Annotated in this window: 13 protein-coding genes and 2 pseudogenes; 7 read left to right on the top strand and 8 right to left on the bottom strand. The window is 42.4% G+C overall.

What is annotated here, in order from left to right:
• Positions 1 to 475 precede the first annotated feature (475 nt).
• The 3 genes from ACLBVC_RS21145 (at position 476) to ACLBVC_RS21135 (ending at position 1,470) form a co-directional block, all read left to right on the top strand.
• Positions 476 to 625, top strand: coding sequence for a hypothetical protein (locus ACLBVC_RS21145; protein ID WP_410151239.1), 150 nt, complete (start codon positions 476 to 478; stop codon positions 623 to 625).
• Positions 626 to 733: 108 nt separating this feature from the next.
• On the top strand, positions 734 to 994 hold the full coding sequence (locus ACLBVC_RS21140) for a type II toxin-antitoxin system TacA family antitoxin (protein WP_410151238.1): 261 nt from the start codon (positions 734 to 736) through the stop codon (positions 992 to 994).
• Positions 991 to 1,470, top strand: a complete 480-nt coding sequence (locus ACLBVC_RS21135) for a GNAT family N-acetyltransferase (protein ID WP_410151237.1) — start codon at positions 991 to 993, stop codon at positions 1,468 to 1,470. Before ACLBVC_RS21140 ends, ACLBVC_RS21135 begins: the two co-directional genes overlap by 4 nt.
• Before the next feature lie 90 nt (positions 1,471 to 1,560).
• Here ACLBVC_RS21135 and ACLBVC_RS21130 read toward each other — a convergent pair whose 3' ends face one another.
• The 3 genes from ACLBVC_RS21130 to ACLBVC_RS21120 form a co-directional block, all read right to left on the bottom strand.
• On the bottom strand, positions 1,561 to 2,610 hold the full coding sequence (locus ACLBVC_RS21130; protein WP_410151236.1) for a tyrosine-type recombinase/integrase: 1,050 nt from the start codon (positions 2,608 to 2,610) through the stop codon (positions 1,561 to 1,563).
• Between the two features lie 682 nt (positions 2,611 to 3,292).
• Positions 3,293 to 6,049, bottom strand: a complete 2,757-nt coding sequence (locus ACLBVC_RS21125; RefSeq protein WP_410151235.1) for an autotransporter outer membrane beta-barrel domain-containing protein — start codon at positions 6,047 to 6,049, stop codon at positions 3,293 to 3,295.
• A gap of 196 nt (positions 6,050 to 6,245) precedes the next feature.
• Positions 6,246 to 6,737: a helix-turn-helix domain-containing protein gene (locus ACLBVC_RS21120; protein ID WP_195815984.1), complete on the bottom strand. Its 492-nt coding sequence runs from the start codon at positions 6,735 to 6,737 to the stop codon at positions 6,246 to 6,248.
• 587 nt (positions 6,738 to 7,324) lie between these two features.
• On the opposite strand from ACLBVC_RS21120, the gene ACLBVC_RS21115 reads away from it, so the two are divergent.
• Positions 7,325 to 8,158, top strand: a complete 834-nt coding sequence (locus tag ACLBVC_RS21115) for a hypothetical protein (RefSeq protein ID WP_195815985.1) — start codon at positions 7,325 to 7,327, stop codon at positions 8,156 to 8,158.
• Between the two features lie 530 nt (positions 8,159 to 8,688).
• Here the strand turns inward: ACLBVC_RS21115 and ACLBVC_RS21110 are convergent.
• From ACLBVC_RS21110 to ACLBVC_RS21100, 3 genes are all read right to left on the bottom strand, one after another.
• A protein-coding gene (locus ACLBVC_RS21110; RefSeq protein WP_195815986.1) for an IS3 family transposase occupies positions 8,689 to 9,788 on the bottom strand; the annotation gives its coding sequence in 2 pieces (ribosomal slippage) (positions 8,689 to 9,530 and positions 9,530 to 9,788; 1,101 coding nt in all).
• A 418-nt stretch (positions 9,789 to 10,206) separates the two neighbouring features.
• Positions 10,207 to 10,509, bottom strand: a complete 303-nt coding sequence (locus tag ACLBVC_RS21105) for a HigA family addiction module antitoxin (RefSeq protein ID WP_195815987.1) — start codon at positions 10,507 to 10,509, stop codon at positions 10,207 to 10,209.
• The gene (locus ACLBVC_RS21100; protein WP_195816010.1) at positions 10,509 to 10,790 is read right to left on the bottom strand and encodes a type II toxin-antitoxin system RelE/ParE family toxin; all 282 of its coding nucleotides are present in this window, start codon (positions 10,788 to 10,790) and stop codon (positions 10,509 to 10,511) included. Before ACLBVC_RS21100 ends, ACLBVC_RS21105 begins: the two co-directional genes overlap by 1 nt.
• Positions 10,791 to 11,024: 234 nt before the next feature.
• Between ACLBVC_RS21100 and ACLBVC_RS21095 the strand changes: the two are divergent.
• Positions 11,025 to 11,693 (top strand): annotated as a pseudogene (locus tag ACLBVC_RS21095) (LysR substrate-binding domain-containing protein); the annotation flags it as partial.
• 14 nt (positions 11,694 to 11,707) lie between these two features.
• Here ACLBVC_RS21095 and ACLBVC_RS21090 read toward each other — a convergent pair.
• A pseudogene (locus ACLBVC_RS21090) lies at positions 11,708 to 12,272 on the bottom strand (substrate binding domain-containing protein); the annotation flags it as partial.
• On the opposite strand from ACLBVC_RS21090, the gene ACLBVC_RS21085 reads away from it, so the two are divergent.
• Together ACLBVC_RS21085 and ACLBVC_RS21080 are read left to right on the top strand one after the other, a co-directional pair.
• A complete protein-coding gene (locus tag ACLBVC_RS21085) occupies positions 12,250 to 12,510 on the top strand; it encodes an SDR family NAD(P)-dependent oxidoreductase (RefSeq protein ID WP_410151258.1) in 261 nt (86 codons plus the stop codon). The pseudogene ACLBVC_RS21090 and the gene ACLBVC_RS21085 overlap by 23 nt on opposite strands.
• 46 nt (positions 12,511 to 12,556) lie before the next feature.
• Positions 12,557 to 13,741, top strand: a complete 1,185-nt coding sequence (locus ACLBVC_RS21080; RefSeq protein WP_195815988.1) for an MFS transporter — start codon at positions 12,557 to 12,559, stop codon at positions 13,739 to 13,741.
• A gap of 264 nt (positions 13,742 to 14,005) precedes the next feature.
• Here the strand turns inward: ACLBVC_RS21080 and ACLBVC_RS21075 are convergent, their stop codons facing one another.
• Positions 14,006 to 15,262, bottom strand: a complete 1,257-nt coding sequence (locus ACLBVC_RS21075; RefSeq protein ID WP_195815989.1) for a dicarboxylate/amino acid:cation symporter — start codon at positions 15,260 to 15,262, stop codon at positions 14,006 to 14,008.
• Positions 15,263 to 15,466 lie beyond the last annotated feature (204 nt).

The raw sequence follows: 15,466 nt of genomic DNA, 5'->3' as shown, positions 1-15,466 counted from the left end.
CCAACGTAATGATGATCGCCCTTGCAATACCTCACTGAAAAAATAACATTAAGAAATAATAACTATCCTGATGACCACGCCTGCAATTACCGTTTCGCCACTCCCGTTGGATCCGATTTTTTGGTATATGGAGAATTTCCGGAAGTGTAGCACGGAGGGTTAACGCCGACCAGCCGCGTTCAGGTGTCTTACGCACGCTCTGAAAACACTCCGCAACACATTATATAGCGTTTTAAAGATAAATATTTCCCACATATGCGAATGTTGCGCAAAAAACCGGCGCACCCTGAGCGGAGATCCAGAACTGCCAGAAATCGGATCTCAGCCGAAAAAATGAAAGGAATGAGGTACACCTTCATTTAAATGACATCATGTCTTTTAAAGACATTGAGTTACATAATATTTTAACAGTGTCAATAGTGAAGGCGTCTAATGATTTTAAACTCACTCTTGAAACACTCCTGACAGGAAAAAAATGATGCTCATCCAGCTGACCCTACGCTTTCCTAAAAAACTCATCGACGCATTGAAAAACCGGGCTGTCACGAAAAAAACCTCGTTCAATGCCCTAGCCAAGCGATTTGTGGACGCCTCCCTGCAGACGCCGGGGCAGGACGACTCATAGTGGTCAACCAAAAAAGCCAGGTTGAGAATTGCCCGAAGACGTACTGTATTGACAATAGATACACAACCTTATAATGTATATCCATTGTCATTACGGGAGATATATAAAATGCGTGATGCTGCGATTAATTTGCGTGCTTTGCCGGAACAGCGTGACCTTATCGATCAGGCTGCCAGTCTGTTAGGTAAAAACCGATCTGATTTCATGCTTGAAGTAGCGTGTGAACGCGCGCAAGCAATTATGCTCGACCAAATTTTTTTCCAGTTAGATACTGAAAAATTTCATGAATTCACAGCGATGCTTGATGCACCTCAAAAGACAAATCAGGGTCTGGAGCGCCTGATGGCAGTGAAAGCACCTTGGGCATGAGTTTACAATTATCTGCCCCGGAGCCACTGACAACTGCACATATCCTTGATGCTTTTGGTTGTGGGGAATCAACGTTAGATGAATGGTTAAAACGGCGCGCTCTGACAAACCATTTAAATGGTGCAAGTCGTACTTTTGTTGTCGCGACTAACGATAAAAGTGTTTTCGGTTATTACGCCCTTGCAGCCGGCGCTGTGTCCCACAGGGAAGCAACAGGGTCAGTTCGGCGCAATATGCCTGACCCAGTTCCGGTCATTGTATTGGGAAGATTGGCGGTCGACCTTCGCGCTCAGGGAATAAAGTTAGGAGCCTCATTATTACAGGATGCTGTTCTTCGAGTTCACTCAATTGCTAAAAACACAGGGGTCAGAGCATTGCTCGTACATGCACTTCATGAACCCGCTAAACAATTTTATGAACACTACGGTTTTACATCATCGTCAATTAATCCGATGACATTAATGCTTCGCCTTTAGTATTTACAGCAACCTTGAAGCAAGGCAAGTGATGAAATCGAAAAAAACAAACAAGAATTCATACTTCACAATGATGAAGTATGAATTATGCTAGTTGTTATTTTTCTGATTTATAAGACTTTTTTCCATAAGATCAGTCATCGCACCTTCATGAGCCTGAAGATTGCGGATATAGCGCATTAAAGTTTCAGGCTTTTTCCATGTCCCTTCCTGCATAATCTGAGCGACGGCATAGCCACGTCCCGCCATGTCCTGTGCAGCTCCTACACGGGCACTGTGACCAGTCCAGGTCATGTAGCGTCCTTTGTTTGGGGTGATAGTTTCAGCTGTTCCAATCGTACGCCAGGCCTGGGTGAAGATAAATTCTATCGCCGGCGTGCTCAGCGGACGGGTGATAGAAAGAGTTGCACTCCCAGAGCGGTGAACCGGACAGAAGAGGAAAGCGTCAGGTTCGGCGCTCATACCTGACGCCGACAACCATTCCGACAACCGTCGGGAAGACTGCGAGCTTAGGGATTTGATAAGGCCCCCCGTCTGAACAATAGTTTTGGTATAGCTCACATTGAGGATGATCCTGCCATCCGGTGCCCGGGAGATGTCTCGAACACGGAGTCGAGCTAATTCACTGATACGAAGCAGCGTGCTGTAAGCGACATGCAGGAATGCCAGATCCCGTTTGTGCCGAAGCGATTTCGAGTCAGACCACAGTGCATCCAGTTTCAGCAAATCTTCAAGACGAAAGGGAACCGCCTGACCCGTACGTTCACCGGTTACAACCGCAACACGGTTTATCTTCTTAACGGCCCGGAACACTAGCGGTGAGATGTTAGGAGGGGTAAGACCTGCGTTACGGTGTAACATCGAAATCAAAGAACCGTGCGTGGCAATCGTTGAAGAGGCGCGCCCGTTCTCTTGTAACCAGTTCAGGTAATCGCGAAGATCGTCCGGAAGCATAGGCAAAAACGAACGGCCATTCTTTGTCGACCATTTATGACAAATCCGCATTACGCTCATCAGTTGTCGCCAGGTATTGGGTGAAAATGCTTCCTTGTCCTGTACAAATTCCTTAAGCCTGGCCAGAACATCCTCTTCAGCTTGGATAGCCGGTAGCGCTTGGGGAGTTGGTGTTAATTTGCCCATATATAGCTTAAAAAGCGAACTCCCGGTCAGTGACGACGCTACGTAGATTCTGAGAAAGATGCAGGGGATTTACCTTGCAGATTTCACGTAGCGAAACCTGCACGATCTACAGCAAAAAATCACCTGAACCTGTAACTACTGGATAGATTACCAGCTAGTTCAGAAAATAACTAACTTTATATAAGTCCCATTATATAAAGTTGAATAAACTACCCATGTTTAGGAAATACTATAAAATATTCAGTAGAAAGGGCTTTTTTGGGTTATTTAAGCTGCAGGTATAGTTGACTGTGCTCGAACGCATGTCCGTCGCCATTGCTGCAGACGATCTTCCCACTGTTAGTCTTAGAGACTCTAGGTTTAATAAGCAACGTACTCAAAGCCTTTATTGTGGCAATCGGCGTAAATATGTCTGACAGACGCTGATAGTCAGCATATCCTCTAAGCCGCTATACTTAACCTAATCCAAGGTGATCGGACGCTTTAGTACTCAAAATGTGACATGTAAGCGAGTGCACATAATCGGTCATCAATGTTGTGTAAATAATAATAATAGATTTGATGTTTCAATTTCTTGTTATTTTTCTATACCTATCAAGATTAGCTAAACTATGATATTTATAAAAATCAGGCCACTAAAGGTGGCCTGAGAGTAATTTTGTTAGGTTATCTGTAATAAATATTAAAATTCATATTTGATGCCTAAAGCAACGTCACTGCTATTGTAGTTATTACTTCCGAAACGTGTTCCAATATTACCCCAAATGTTTATATTCTTTATAATATCTCCTTCGGCACCTACACGAACCTCTCCCATATTTCTTGTACCGCTCTGACTTACACGTTCTCCATCCATGCTTGTTGAAAACGCATTGGTATTATGGACCCAGTTAGTTTCGATATAAGGACGGAATATTTGATAAGTTTTTTGACCAGGATTTGGATTCTGAGCGATATAAGTTTTAGCACCAAGGCGAGATTGAATATTCCCATTACCTCTAATTATTACACGAGTACCATTATCTTCGGTGTGCTCTTTTGATTTCACTCCCATCCATGTAACTTGTGCATTCGGCTGAAGGTACCAATTATATTTCTCGCCGAGTAAAGTTGGTGAGTTGTTAAGTTGAATAGAATAACCAACCTCAACCGAAGCGGTAATGCCTTTAGACCGGTAGTTCTCATAGGTCAGTTGATCACCTTTTACTGAGTTATCAAACCAATTATATAATGCCCAACTATCAATATAAAGCCCACTTTTTTTTTGTACATCTTCGAACCATGTGCCATAAAGACCTGCACTATACCCGCTAATATTACCTTTTGAAGAATACCCTGTAAGCGAGCTATGTGTTCTACTTTTGCTAGTGCCGTATCCAGTCATAAGACCTAGACTCAAACGGTCCGCTCCTTTTAATTTCCATGATTTGATATCACCCCCAATCTGAACAACATACTGATTACTTTTTGTTTTAAGCTGTCCAGAAGAAGTGTGCCAATTCGTATGTCCGCCAACATTACGCATCCAAAGCAGGGTATTCTTTTGCTCACCCGTAAATGAATCACGGTAAGTAGCACCTGAGGACCGGTCGCCAATACGAGTAGTGAAAAGCGTATTAGCAGCAGCTGCATTAGAAATGTAACTGCCAGCTTCTGGCCGTTCTTGGCTTGAAGCCGAGGGAGCAGTCGGTGGGACAGTCGGTGGGACGATCGATGGTACAGTCGGATTGGTCGGGTTCGTATCTTTGCTTGTTAGATACCAGTTTCCTTTGTTTGAGCCAACACCGCGAACTAAAGAATAATCATAGGCTCCTGCAACAATCCTACTACCCTTGGTAAAGGTTGCCCCGGAATTTCCATCAACAGTAATGACGTTTATACCCTCAACAGTTTGCGCCCCATGACCACCTAGATTATTGATATATACAGAACTTTCACCATCGCTGTTACCGGTTATTAGTAGCTTGTCAGAACGGGAAGTATCATCGGACAATATACTGTTCATTACGATTTTTGAACCATTGTAACCGATATAATTGCCATCAATTGTCAACGTATTGCCTACAGTGTCGGCAGATGATGATAAGGAAAGCGTAGCGTAGTTATTTATATCACCAGTAAATATGCTTTCGACCATACTGTCATCTTTACTGACAAGTTGCAAAATACCAAAGTTTGTCAAATCACCTACGATACGTGTGTTATTATATAAATCAATACTTCCAGTAATTTCATTTAAGATAATACCTTGATTCAAGTTTGTGTAGCTGCCTGTATTTACGATAACTCTCCCAGTATTAGTAATGTCCATATTCGTGGAATTATCTCCGTCTATTTTTAAAGCCCCTGTGTTTTTAAACGCACCCCCAGAAATATCTACATTCTTAATAATAAAAACTCCAGAGTTTTTAGCATCTGTTCCCGAAAGATTTAATAATGAATCTGAAAGCGTAAATGTACCTGTATTCTCAAAACTAGAACCATTTAGACTTATATCCCCAGATAAACTCATCATTCCATTATTATAAACATTACTATCAGTCATTATTATATTATCGGTACCAGATACTAGACCTCCATTATTTATGGTAGATCCAGACAGATCAAGATTCCCTGAGAAATAAAAATTACCATTATTGTTAAGCGTTATGTTATTTGCAGTGGTTCCCACGTTATCTTTACAAACTTCATCGTTGCAGTCACCAATTGTAAAATTAGTGCCTTCGGCGTTGGTAATTTCAGAGTCTGATATGTTATTCCCAAGAGCAATTATAGTACCTCCATTGACATTGCTTATGTGAGTATTTTTTGCAATATTATGATACAAATTTATGGATGCGTCATCGTTGGTAATGGCTGCGCCTTCTACAGAATTACCATCAACAACTATCTTACCCTTATTTGAATTCTCTATTTCTGCTCCATTTGCATAGTTTCCTTTTAACAATATGAAGCTATCATTATTTTTTATAATAGCACCTTCTGCTGAATTTCCTTCGACAAGTAACGTCCCGCCATTAGAGGACGAAAGTGAAATGAAGTTGGCATTATTATTAAATAAAACAACGTTTGATCCTTCTCCTTCGGAAGAAATTGAAGAACCGCCAGTGTATGTTGACTCTAAATTATTACCTTCAAAATTGTAAGCAAAAGGAGTTCCCCCTTCTTCAGAAATAAATTCTCCGCGATAATCTGAAGCTTCAACTCCTATAGCATAGTTAGTAATATGTACAGAGGTGTCATTTTGACTATAGGGATTATTGAGGGTGTTATCACTATAATTCCAGTAAGGATTATCTCCTAGATTCTGATAATTATTCCCTGTATTAGATGGTGAAGGCGTTTTATTTCCATAACCGTCCTGAAAAGCAAAGGAGTTGAGGGAAGAGAATAGGCTAAAAACGATCAAATATTGGGGTTTCTTCTTAAATAAAAACATACATAATTCCTTTATGTAGGCTCGAAAGCCGGATACAACACCTGACATCAAGCAGGTTAACCGCTCGCATTAGATACACTATTATTTAGATTCTATTAAGCATTTGCAATTTAATCACTTTCTAAGCGACGAATTGATATTTCTACGTAATAATCTTTTATATAATAGCTGTAATATGTGCCACTCAAATACAATTCTATTTGAATCTGAATTTAAACTTAAACCATAGTTTACACCAAGACCTAAATTCCATATGGAAACTTGAAAAACTTTCCATACTCAATTTATTTAGTGCATTATTTTTGTGGCTACTGATTGTTTTCTCCTCAATATTAAGAAATTTTGAAATACTTTTTGAACTCATACCTTTGCAAAGATTATCTAAAACCAATAACTCACGCATAGTAAGCGGTGGTTTAGGGATGAAGTGACTATTTCCTATAACTTCCATAAGTTCATCAGCAAAATCATTAGTGTTGAGGTTCATCGAAATTTTATTCTTTCTGCATATTGCAAATATCTGTATTGGTTCAACAAATAAATTTGGTTTTATTTTATCAGGAAAAAAAACATATACGCTACCGTGTCCTGTATAAAAATATTTAATATTGAGGTTCGAAGGTAAGAAACCATTCTTTAACACCTCTTTTAAACCAATCTCAAAATAACTATTCTCTGTAATAATCATCAACTAACTCCCATTTCATAAAATGCCTTCGAATTTGAAAAAAAAGTGTTATTTTCGCATCATAAATTAAGGGGAATATATTAAAATAGGAACGCAGTAATTTTCTGCAGTATATAGCGTACCCAGTTATGTCTATTTGCCATGCACCCAAAGAAATGCGTTAATTTTTATAAGTAACACTTGTGAATCTAAATCAGATGCTGCTACAAAAAAACCGTGTGTTATCAAGATTAACTAAAGCTATGGCATTCACTCTTGAATGCGTTGATCTATAATTATAATTTTGATATCGTGTTCACTATCATCATGAACATATAAACTTTAGTTTTATTATTTAGATTATTGCATGCTACATATGAATTACCTTCAATTTTTAATGTTCTTTAATAATTAGTTAAAATTAAAAACTTTGAACACTTTTTTATTACCAATAATATTCCCACATAAATTATGTGAATTTTTAGTTACAAATTTTCGAAAGTCTGCTTTCAAATTTCAAGTATAGTCTAATCTATAAATAGTTGTGGAATTAATTACTATAAAATGATTCGATCACGAAACTTAAAAAGTAATTATGAGAGATATTCATGAAAAATAAATTAGTTATTTTCAGGGAAATATGCGGCCTTTACGAAACCATACTTAAAAATGAGTCTATAAACGAAGCCATCATAAATCATTCATTGCTCATTTTGGATGAATTCCGTTCAAAAAAACTTTTTTATAAATATATTTTTAAAAATAATCGTTTTTTGGCTGTTAGTATCGCTGCATGTGTTTTTTATAATCAAAATGATTCCTATTTTTCTGATGTAAAATCAGAGTGCTTAAAAACAGGAATGATTAGTGAAAATACAATAACCTCACTACTCTCCATGCTTAAAATCACAGGAAGAATAACTATTGACAAGAGCAGGTTAGATAAACGTAAAATAAAGTTTTCTTTCACAGAGAAAGGGGAGTTAGATACGCTATCTTTAATAAATTCTGTAATGCCAGCTCTCAATATTTTGTTCCCTGACATTGTCAACTCACCCAGTTTATCGAAAAATGAGTTAAGTTTATTTTTCAAAAAATACTATGATATTTTCCACGCTGGTTTATATCTTGTAGATTTAACTAAAGGAGCTGAGATATTCATCACTAAGGACTCAGGCCATATGATCATGGTTAGCTTATTTATGTTATGCCAAAATAACGAGATTGAGTCAAAAAAATCGAAAATTTTATATATTTCAAAAAATTGTGGAGTATCACGTTCGCACTTAAGAAACATTCTCATTGAGGCAAATAAATTGAACCTCCTCGTTTTTGATAACAAGTCAGGGCACATTCAAATCCTTGATACTTTCAATTCTATGTTCAGGTCCTATATGGCATATTACTTTTCTTTTGTAATTTACGGGTTAAAAGTGAGTTAAAAAATTCTGAAAAAAAATTTGCAATATACTTCAAAGTAATAGCCTATATTTAGGAACACTACCGTTATTCCCTAAAACATCTTGACTGAGAACTGCTAAGCTTCAAATCTGATATAAGAATAACCTTAGCTGTGGTTTTTGAGTAATACAAAAATTACCCCCAAATTTTAACAACCCACAACCTTTACTAATTGGTAAAAACATGTTCTGAACTATAATCTCTTGACATCATCCATTTGTTGGAAACATCTTTCAAATTCTCTACGTCGATTCTGCAAACTGCTGAATTAGCTGCAGTAAATTCGACTCGACGTAAATTCGAGAATACAAAAGGTATTGAATTACCTAAGCATTAGACTTAACAATTGGTAAATAACTTGGAATATCTTTGGTATATAACTTCTATATAGCCTAAATACTCGTCAAAACTGTTTCTATCCAGCGTGCCAAGTGCACTCATCCTGGGAGAATGGATGTCGTTGACCTGCCCCCAGAATTAAATACAAGGCTCAGTTAGTAATGTCGGACCCTTAACTCTCATAATTACCCTTTCTCCAGCTCGCTGCAAATTCAGACGGCGTCTGATAATTCAGCGTGGAGTGCGGGCGACATTCGTTATAATCTTGACGCCATTTGCTGATGGTTTTCCTGGCATGATTGACGTCGCTGAACCAGTGTTCATTCACGCATTCATCGCGAAAGCGCCCATCAAAACTCTCAATAAATCCGTTCTGCGTTGGCTTGCCTGGCTGGATTAAGCGCAACTCAACACCATGCTCAAAAGCCCATCGATCCAGTGCGCGGCAGGTGAAATCCGGCCCCTGGCCAGTTCTTATCGTCGCCGGATAGCCTCGAAACAGTGCAATGCTGTCCAGAATACGTGTGATCTGAACGCCTGAAATCCCGAAGGCAACAGTGACCGTCAGGCATTCCTTTGTGAAGTCATCGACGCAGGTAAGGCACTTGATCCTGCGACCGGTAGCCAGCGCATCCATGACGAAATCAATCGACCAGCTCATGTTGGGCGCCGCCGGGCGGAGCAGCGGCAGACGTTCTGTTGCAAGCCCTTTACGACGACGTCTGCGTTTAACGCCCAGCCCGTTCAGATGATAAAGGCGGTGCACGCGCTTGTGATTAACCAGAAGTCCTTCACGACGCAGTAACTGCCATATGCGGCGGTAGCCCAAACGGCTGCGCTCCAGTGCCAGTTCAGTAATGCGCCCTGATAAATGGGCATCAGCCGCCTGACGCTGAGCGTCATAGCGGCAGGTCGACAGGGACAAACCTGCGAGTCTGCAGGCACTACGTTGCGACAGACCGGTCGCATCACACATCAACACCACGACTTCGCGCTTCTGGTCTGTCGTCAGTACTTTCGCCCAAGAGCCACCTGAAGCGCCTCCTTATCCAGCATGGCCTCGACGAGCAGCTTCTTGAGTCTGGCGTTCTCTTCCTCAAGTGACTTCAGGCGCTTAACCTCAGGCACCTCCATGCCGCCACACTTCTTACGCCAGGTATAAAACGTGGCGTCGGAAATGGCGTGCTTACGGCAGAGTTCCCGGGCAGAAACTCCGGCTTCAGCCTCGCGGAGAATACTGATGATCTGTTCATCGGAAAATTGCTTCTTCATGGGGATGTCCTCATGTGGCTTATGAAGACATTACTAACATCGTGGTGTATTAATCAACGGGGAGCAGGTCAAGCCTTAATGTGTGGAATATCGCTGGAGCACTAAAACAGCTAACATGATAAAATTATGTCCATATTAATGAACTAGATTTAACATAATTATGATTATGTGAACTTAAGTTATTGTTTATAAACATAATTCCGATGCGCACTGGTGGGAATTTATCAATACGAGATTGTGCTTTGGTATTACTCATGATGTTCGTCACCAACAGATGCGGTATACGTTCGCGTCCATATGGGTCTCGACATGACCATTGAGAAAATCTGCCAGATATTGCGTGTAGTCAGACGACTAAATATCAACTCAATGCAAAATCTGTTTTGAAAAAGAGAGCCTCGCTCAGGCGAGGCTCTCTTTAGTGTATCTGCGTAGTTTGGGAATGTGGGGATGGAACAACATGCGAAATATCTACAGCTTCACGTGCTTTACTGAGATCATAAGTTGCCTGCATAGCAAGCCAAAGGCGTGCAGCTATGCCTAGCCCAGCTTCGAGGCGTACCGCCATCTCTGGAGTAATCGCCGTTTTACCGGCAGCCACCTTGCTCAAAGCTGACGGCGAGATACCAAGATCTCGAGCAAGTGAACGTAGAGTGATTTTATAATCATCAAGATACTCCGTAATTAATCCGCCTGGGTGCGGTGGGTTAAACATAGCCATTAATGATAATCCTCTAAATTAAGTATATATGCATCCCCATCTCTAAATTCGAAGGTGATCCGCCAGTTAGCTCTAACAGTTATAGAAAACAGATTATGTTTATCACCCTTCAGAGGGTGCAGTTTAAAATTTGGATAAAGCCTAAAGTCATCAGTGGTTGATGCTTCATCAAGTACGAGTAAGCGGAGTTTAATGCGCTCAGCGTCTTTAGCTTGAACCCCGCTTACGTCCCCTTTTTCGTAGAGCTTTTGCAGCCCTTTGTGCTTCCAGCTTTTTATCACTTTAATCACTTCCTGTTTCTCAATAGGAAACAGTATACCATGCGTTTCCTAAAAGGAAACATCGGGCTTTGCCACTTTATAAGAATGAAGGAAAGACACGAAGCTCTACCACCGCTCGATTAATTTTATCATATTGATTTAATTAACATAAATAGCATTAACCGCACCACGATGTAAGCCCCATTTTATAATGGAATTATCAGTACGCATTGAATCGGCTGCACTGCATCCAAAGAAGCCGCGCTTGAATCGCTTAACCGGTATCGTGATACGCCTACCGGACGCATCCGCATCAATGCTGCCGTTGAAGCGGCAAACCTTTTGCTTGCGCCGGTCATGCCCGCATTTATAGATCGCTATCCCGATATTGAAATCGATATTGTGGGCAGCAACCGTATGGTTGACGTCACTGATGCGGGCTTTGATGCCGGTATCCGCTATGGTGGCACTGTCCCGGAAGACATGGTTGCCCGGCGTTTATCTGCCGATATTCGCTGGGTTATCGCCGCATCCCCCGACTACCTGGAACGCTACGGAACGCCTGAACATCCGGATGATTTGTTACACCATCGCTGCATCAGCAATCGTCTCGGCGATGAGCGGATTTATCGCTGGGAGCTTGAGCGAGACGGTGAAACGTACCAAATCTCTGTGCCCGGCTCAGTGACGGTCAATCAGGCTGAAACCGGCCTTGTGGCCGTACTGGGCGGAGCCGGCCTGATGTATTTTCCGGAGCCTCTTGTTGCCCCCTACGTGAAGGATGGACGGCTCCGCCTGGTGCTTACGGAATGGTCCCCACTGGAGGAAGGTTTTCATATTTATTATTCAAGCCGTCGGCAACTGCCGACCGGGTTTCGCCTTCTGATTGAGTTCATACAGGAGGCCAGGCCGCTGGGGTTGTGAAATAGCGCTTCCATACGGGACGATGCGATTTCGTCTTTATCGTTCCGTGGCGGATATCAGTAAATCAATCAGGGCCTTCACTCTTTTCGTTTTACCCGCGTTTTTGGGGTAATAGAGATAGACTGGCGGGTAGGTTTTCCAGTGACTCTCCATCGCGGGGATAAAGAGCTCCCTGTCGGGCTGTAACTGCCAGATGGGTTCAAACAAGCGTCCAATTCCCAGCCCGTTACGGATCCCGTCAGCCATAACGTCGATATCGTTACTGATTAACTGCCCGGGCATCTCAACCGTCAACTGCTCTCCACGGTCGTTCAGGATCAACGGAAGGATTCGGTTGTTAGTAATAAAGCGGTAGCCAATCAGCTTGTGTTGACTGAGATCTGACGGTACCTCAGGCGTTCCATGCTCGCTGAGATAGGCTGAGGATGCATATAACCCTTCACGAAAGGGTTTCATTAACGGCCGCGCCACCACCCCACCCTCGAGGATATCTCCAAAACGGATCCCAAAATCAAAACGCTCTTCGATTATATTCACGGTACGGTCGTAAACCGATATTTCCAGTTGTATACCCGGATACGCGCACAAAGGTATCCGAATTAATGCGATTTGCCCGGGGATTATCGAGACCCCAATTGTATCCGGCATGCTTGAATCCCAGCCTGAAGCGATGGCCGAACTCATGAAAGAAGTTCCCATGCGACGGTTGGGCCGCGCTGAGGAAATCGCCGATGCCGTGCTCTGGTTATGCAGTCCGGCATCAAGTTTCATCGTGGGACATGCACTGCCTGTCGATGGCGGATATACCGTTCGCTAACATCTGTTTTTTTACGAATTAGTTTAGCTTAAATGAGAACCAGATTATGTCCCGTGAGTCATTTGAACCACATTCAAATAAAGGTTTCTTGCGAGTTTTGCTGACTCTCATGCTTGTCATATTTTCTGGTTTTCTTATTATCGGGGGCGCTCTGCCCGTTCTGCCGCGATATGTCCATAACGTATTGGGTTTTGGCACCTTTACGGTTGGCCTGGTGACCGGTTTTCAATTCGCAGCATCTCTGGCATCTCGTTTTGCCGCAGGCCGCTACGCCGACCTTCGAGGTGGTAAGAAATCCATCGTTCTGGGTCTGTTTCTGGCTATCGGTGGCGGTATGTTCTATCTCATATCACTGCTGTTCATCACACATCCAATAGCCGCTATAAGTCTGATACTGACAGGAAGAGCAGTCATCGGCGCGGCTGAAAGCTTCATTATCACCGGAGGAATGACACTCGGTCTGGCTCTCACCGGCGAAAAACAAGCAGGTCGTGTCATCGCATGGGTGGGCACCGCTATGTTTGTAGCTTTCGCTTTAGGCGCGCCTGTAGGAACCTATCTTTACGACAAAGCCGGTTTTTTATGGATTGCATCAGCGACCATCCTCCTCCCATTTGCCGCGCTTGCAACTGTGCGTATCCTCCAGGACCATGTTGACCCCAAAGCCAGTAAAGGCGCAATCACACGGACAATGAAAGCCGTATGGGTCCCAGGACTGGGTGCGGCACTCAACGGCGTCGGTTATGCAGCTCTGCTTTCCTTTTCTGTACTTATGTATGCAAATAAAGGATGGGGAATGGGGTGGCTGCCGGTCTCCGCATTCGCGACAGCACTCATAGCTGCGAGACTTTTATTAGGACAGCTGATCGATTCGCTCGGCAGCATTCGTGTTGGGGTCATCTTTTCTGTCATTACCGCGGCTGGGCAAGGGTTAATTGGATTTGCCCCAAATCCCCTGATTGCTGCCTTGGGAGCTGCAATGACCGGAGCCGGATGGGCAATGGTATACCCAGCATTTGGCGCAGAGGCTGTACGCCGCGTTGGCATGGCAAATAAAGGCATGGCAATGGCAGCCTATTCAGCCTTCCCTGACTTTGCCATCGGTCTGGCGAGCCCGGTTTTAGGACTGTTAGTTTCACCAGATAAAATCAGCATTGTCTTTCTGTGGAGCATGGTTTTGGTGAGTCTTGCTATTCCGGTAGCGCTTTGCTCGAGAGGGCGATTACCCTGACTGGATTTTTGAACCTTCACTGAACACCGGTTATCTATAACAATTGCAGCTAATGTTGCCTGGGGCCACATAATCAAGTAACTGCAAAAAATTGTTGTCGTTAAAACAGACGAGTTTATCAACCGTATTTCCGACAAATTGGCGTGCTAGCGATTCGTCAGACCTGCCTACAAAGACCAGAATTAGGCGAACACATTTTTTCACTACCGACTGATAAAGATTGTGACGAAACCGCTCTCCACTCAAGAGAGCGGTTTTTTATTATCAGAATTCAGTCTGCAATTTAACTGATTCCGGCTCAGAACCTTCGTTCTTCGATAACATGGCTGTGGCAATACCATTACCAAGCACATTAATTGCCGAACGCCCCATATCAAGGAAGTGGTCGATTCCCATTAACAACAAAATTCCTGCAACCGGGATATTGAAGCTTGGGATAGTCGCAGCCAGAACCACAAGGGCAGAGCGTGGCACTCCTGCAATCCCTTTTGAAGCCAGCATCAATGTCAGCATCATCATGGTAGTTTCTGTGAAATTAAGATGAATGTTATAAGCCTGTGCAATAAAGACTGATGCAAAAGAGCAGTAAACCATTGAACCGACGAGGTTAAACGAATAACCAATAGGTAGAACGAATGAGGCGATATTACGTGAGCAACCAAACTTCTCCAATTGCTCGAGTGTCTTAGGATACGCGGCCTCAGAACTACTTGTTGTAAAAGCAACCAGAACTGGATCTTTAAGCATATTCAAAAGACGGAAAACTTCTTTCTTAAGGACAATATAACCTACCGACAATAACATCACGCTGGTCAACATAATAGCGACATAATATCCTCCGATAAAAGAGGCATAATTTAGTAGGATGCCTAGACCTTGAGTCGCTATAACCGACGATATTGCCGCAAAAATGGCTAATGGCGCTACATACATCACATAGCCTGTCATTTTGAGCATAATATGTGACACAACGCTAAGCGAAGCTACCAACGGGGCATTGAATTTTTCACCCAGAGACGCACCTGCAATACCAAAAAACAATGAAAATACAACAATTTGCAAGATTTCATTGCTAGCCATTGCTTCGGTTATACTGGTTGGAATGGTATGCGATAAAAACGCTTTAAGATTCATCCCGCTTACGGCCAGGCCCGTATCAACTGACTCTTTTGGGATAGCCAGATTTAAGCCACTACCAGGATGGAAAATAGTAACAATAAAAAGACCAACCAGAATAGAAAAAATGGATGAAATGATGAACCAAATCATTGCCTTGCCACCGACCCTACCTATAGTAGCAGTCTCACCAAGACGCATGATGCCCACGGTTAACGTGCTAAAAACTAATGGTGCAATCACCATTTTTATCAGCCGTAAAAATAAATCGGTAAAAAGAGTAATGTTTCCAGCCCATGATTGGATAGTATCTGACGAAGCGTAAGAATGGATTGTTGCTCCTGAAATAATGCCGGCCAGCATGAAAATTACTATAAACAACGTTAGCTTGTTTTTGGTTGCCACAAAAATAACCCCTATCATATTTTTTACGTATTGATTTCAGCCCTGAGGACTTACTTATCGTAATAGACTGAAATATTCGACGCATACATTGAGTAAAAGTGTCGTGGGATACAACCCTTTTTTGTGTTATTTTTTGTCGAATAAATCTTAGTTTGCCCTGTGTATCGCGATCATCTAGCTGTCGTAACAACGATGCACAACGGC

It is taken from the genome of Rahnella selenatireducens, assembly GCF_046449555.1.
In the GTDB taxonomy this organism is placed as follows: Bacteria; Pseudomonadota; Gammaproteobacteria; order Enterobacterales; family Enterobacteriaceae; genus Rahnella; species Rahnella selenatireducens.
Note: the sequence above shows the minus strand (reverse complement) of the source record. Positions and strands in the feature narration are given on the sequence as shown.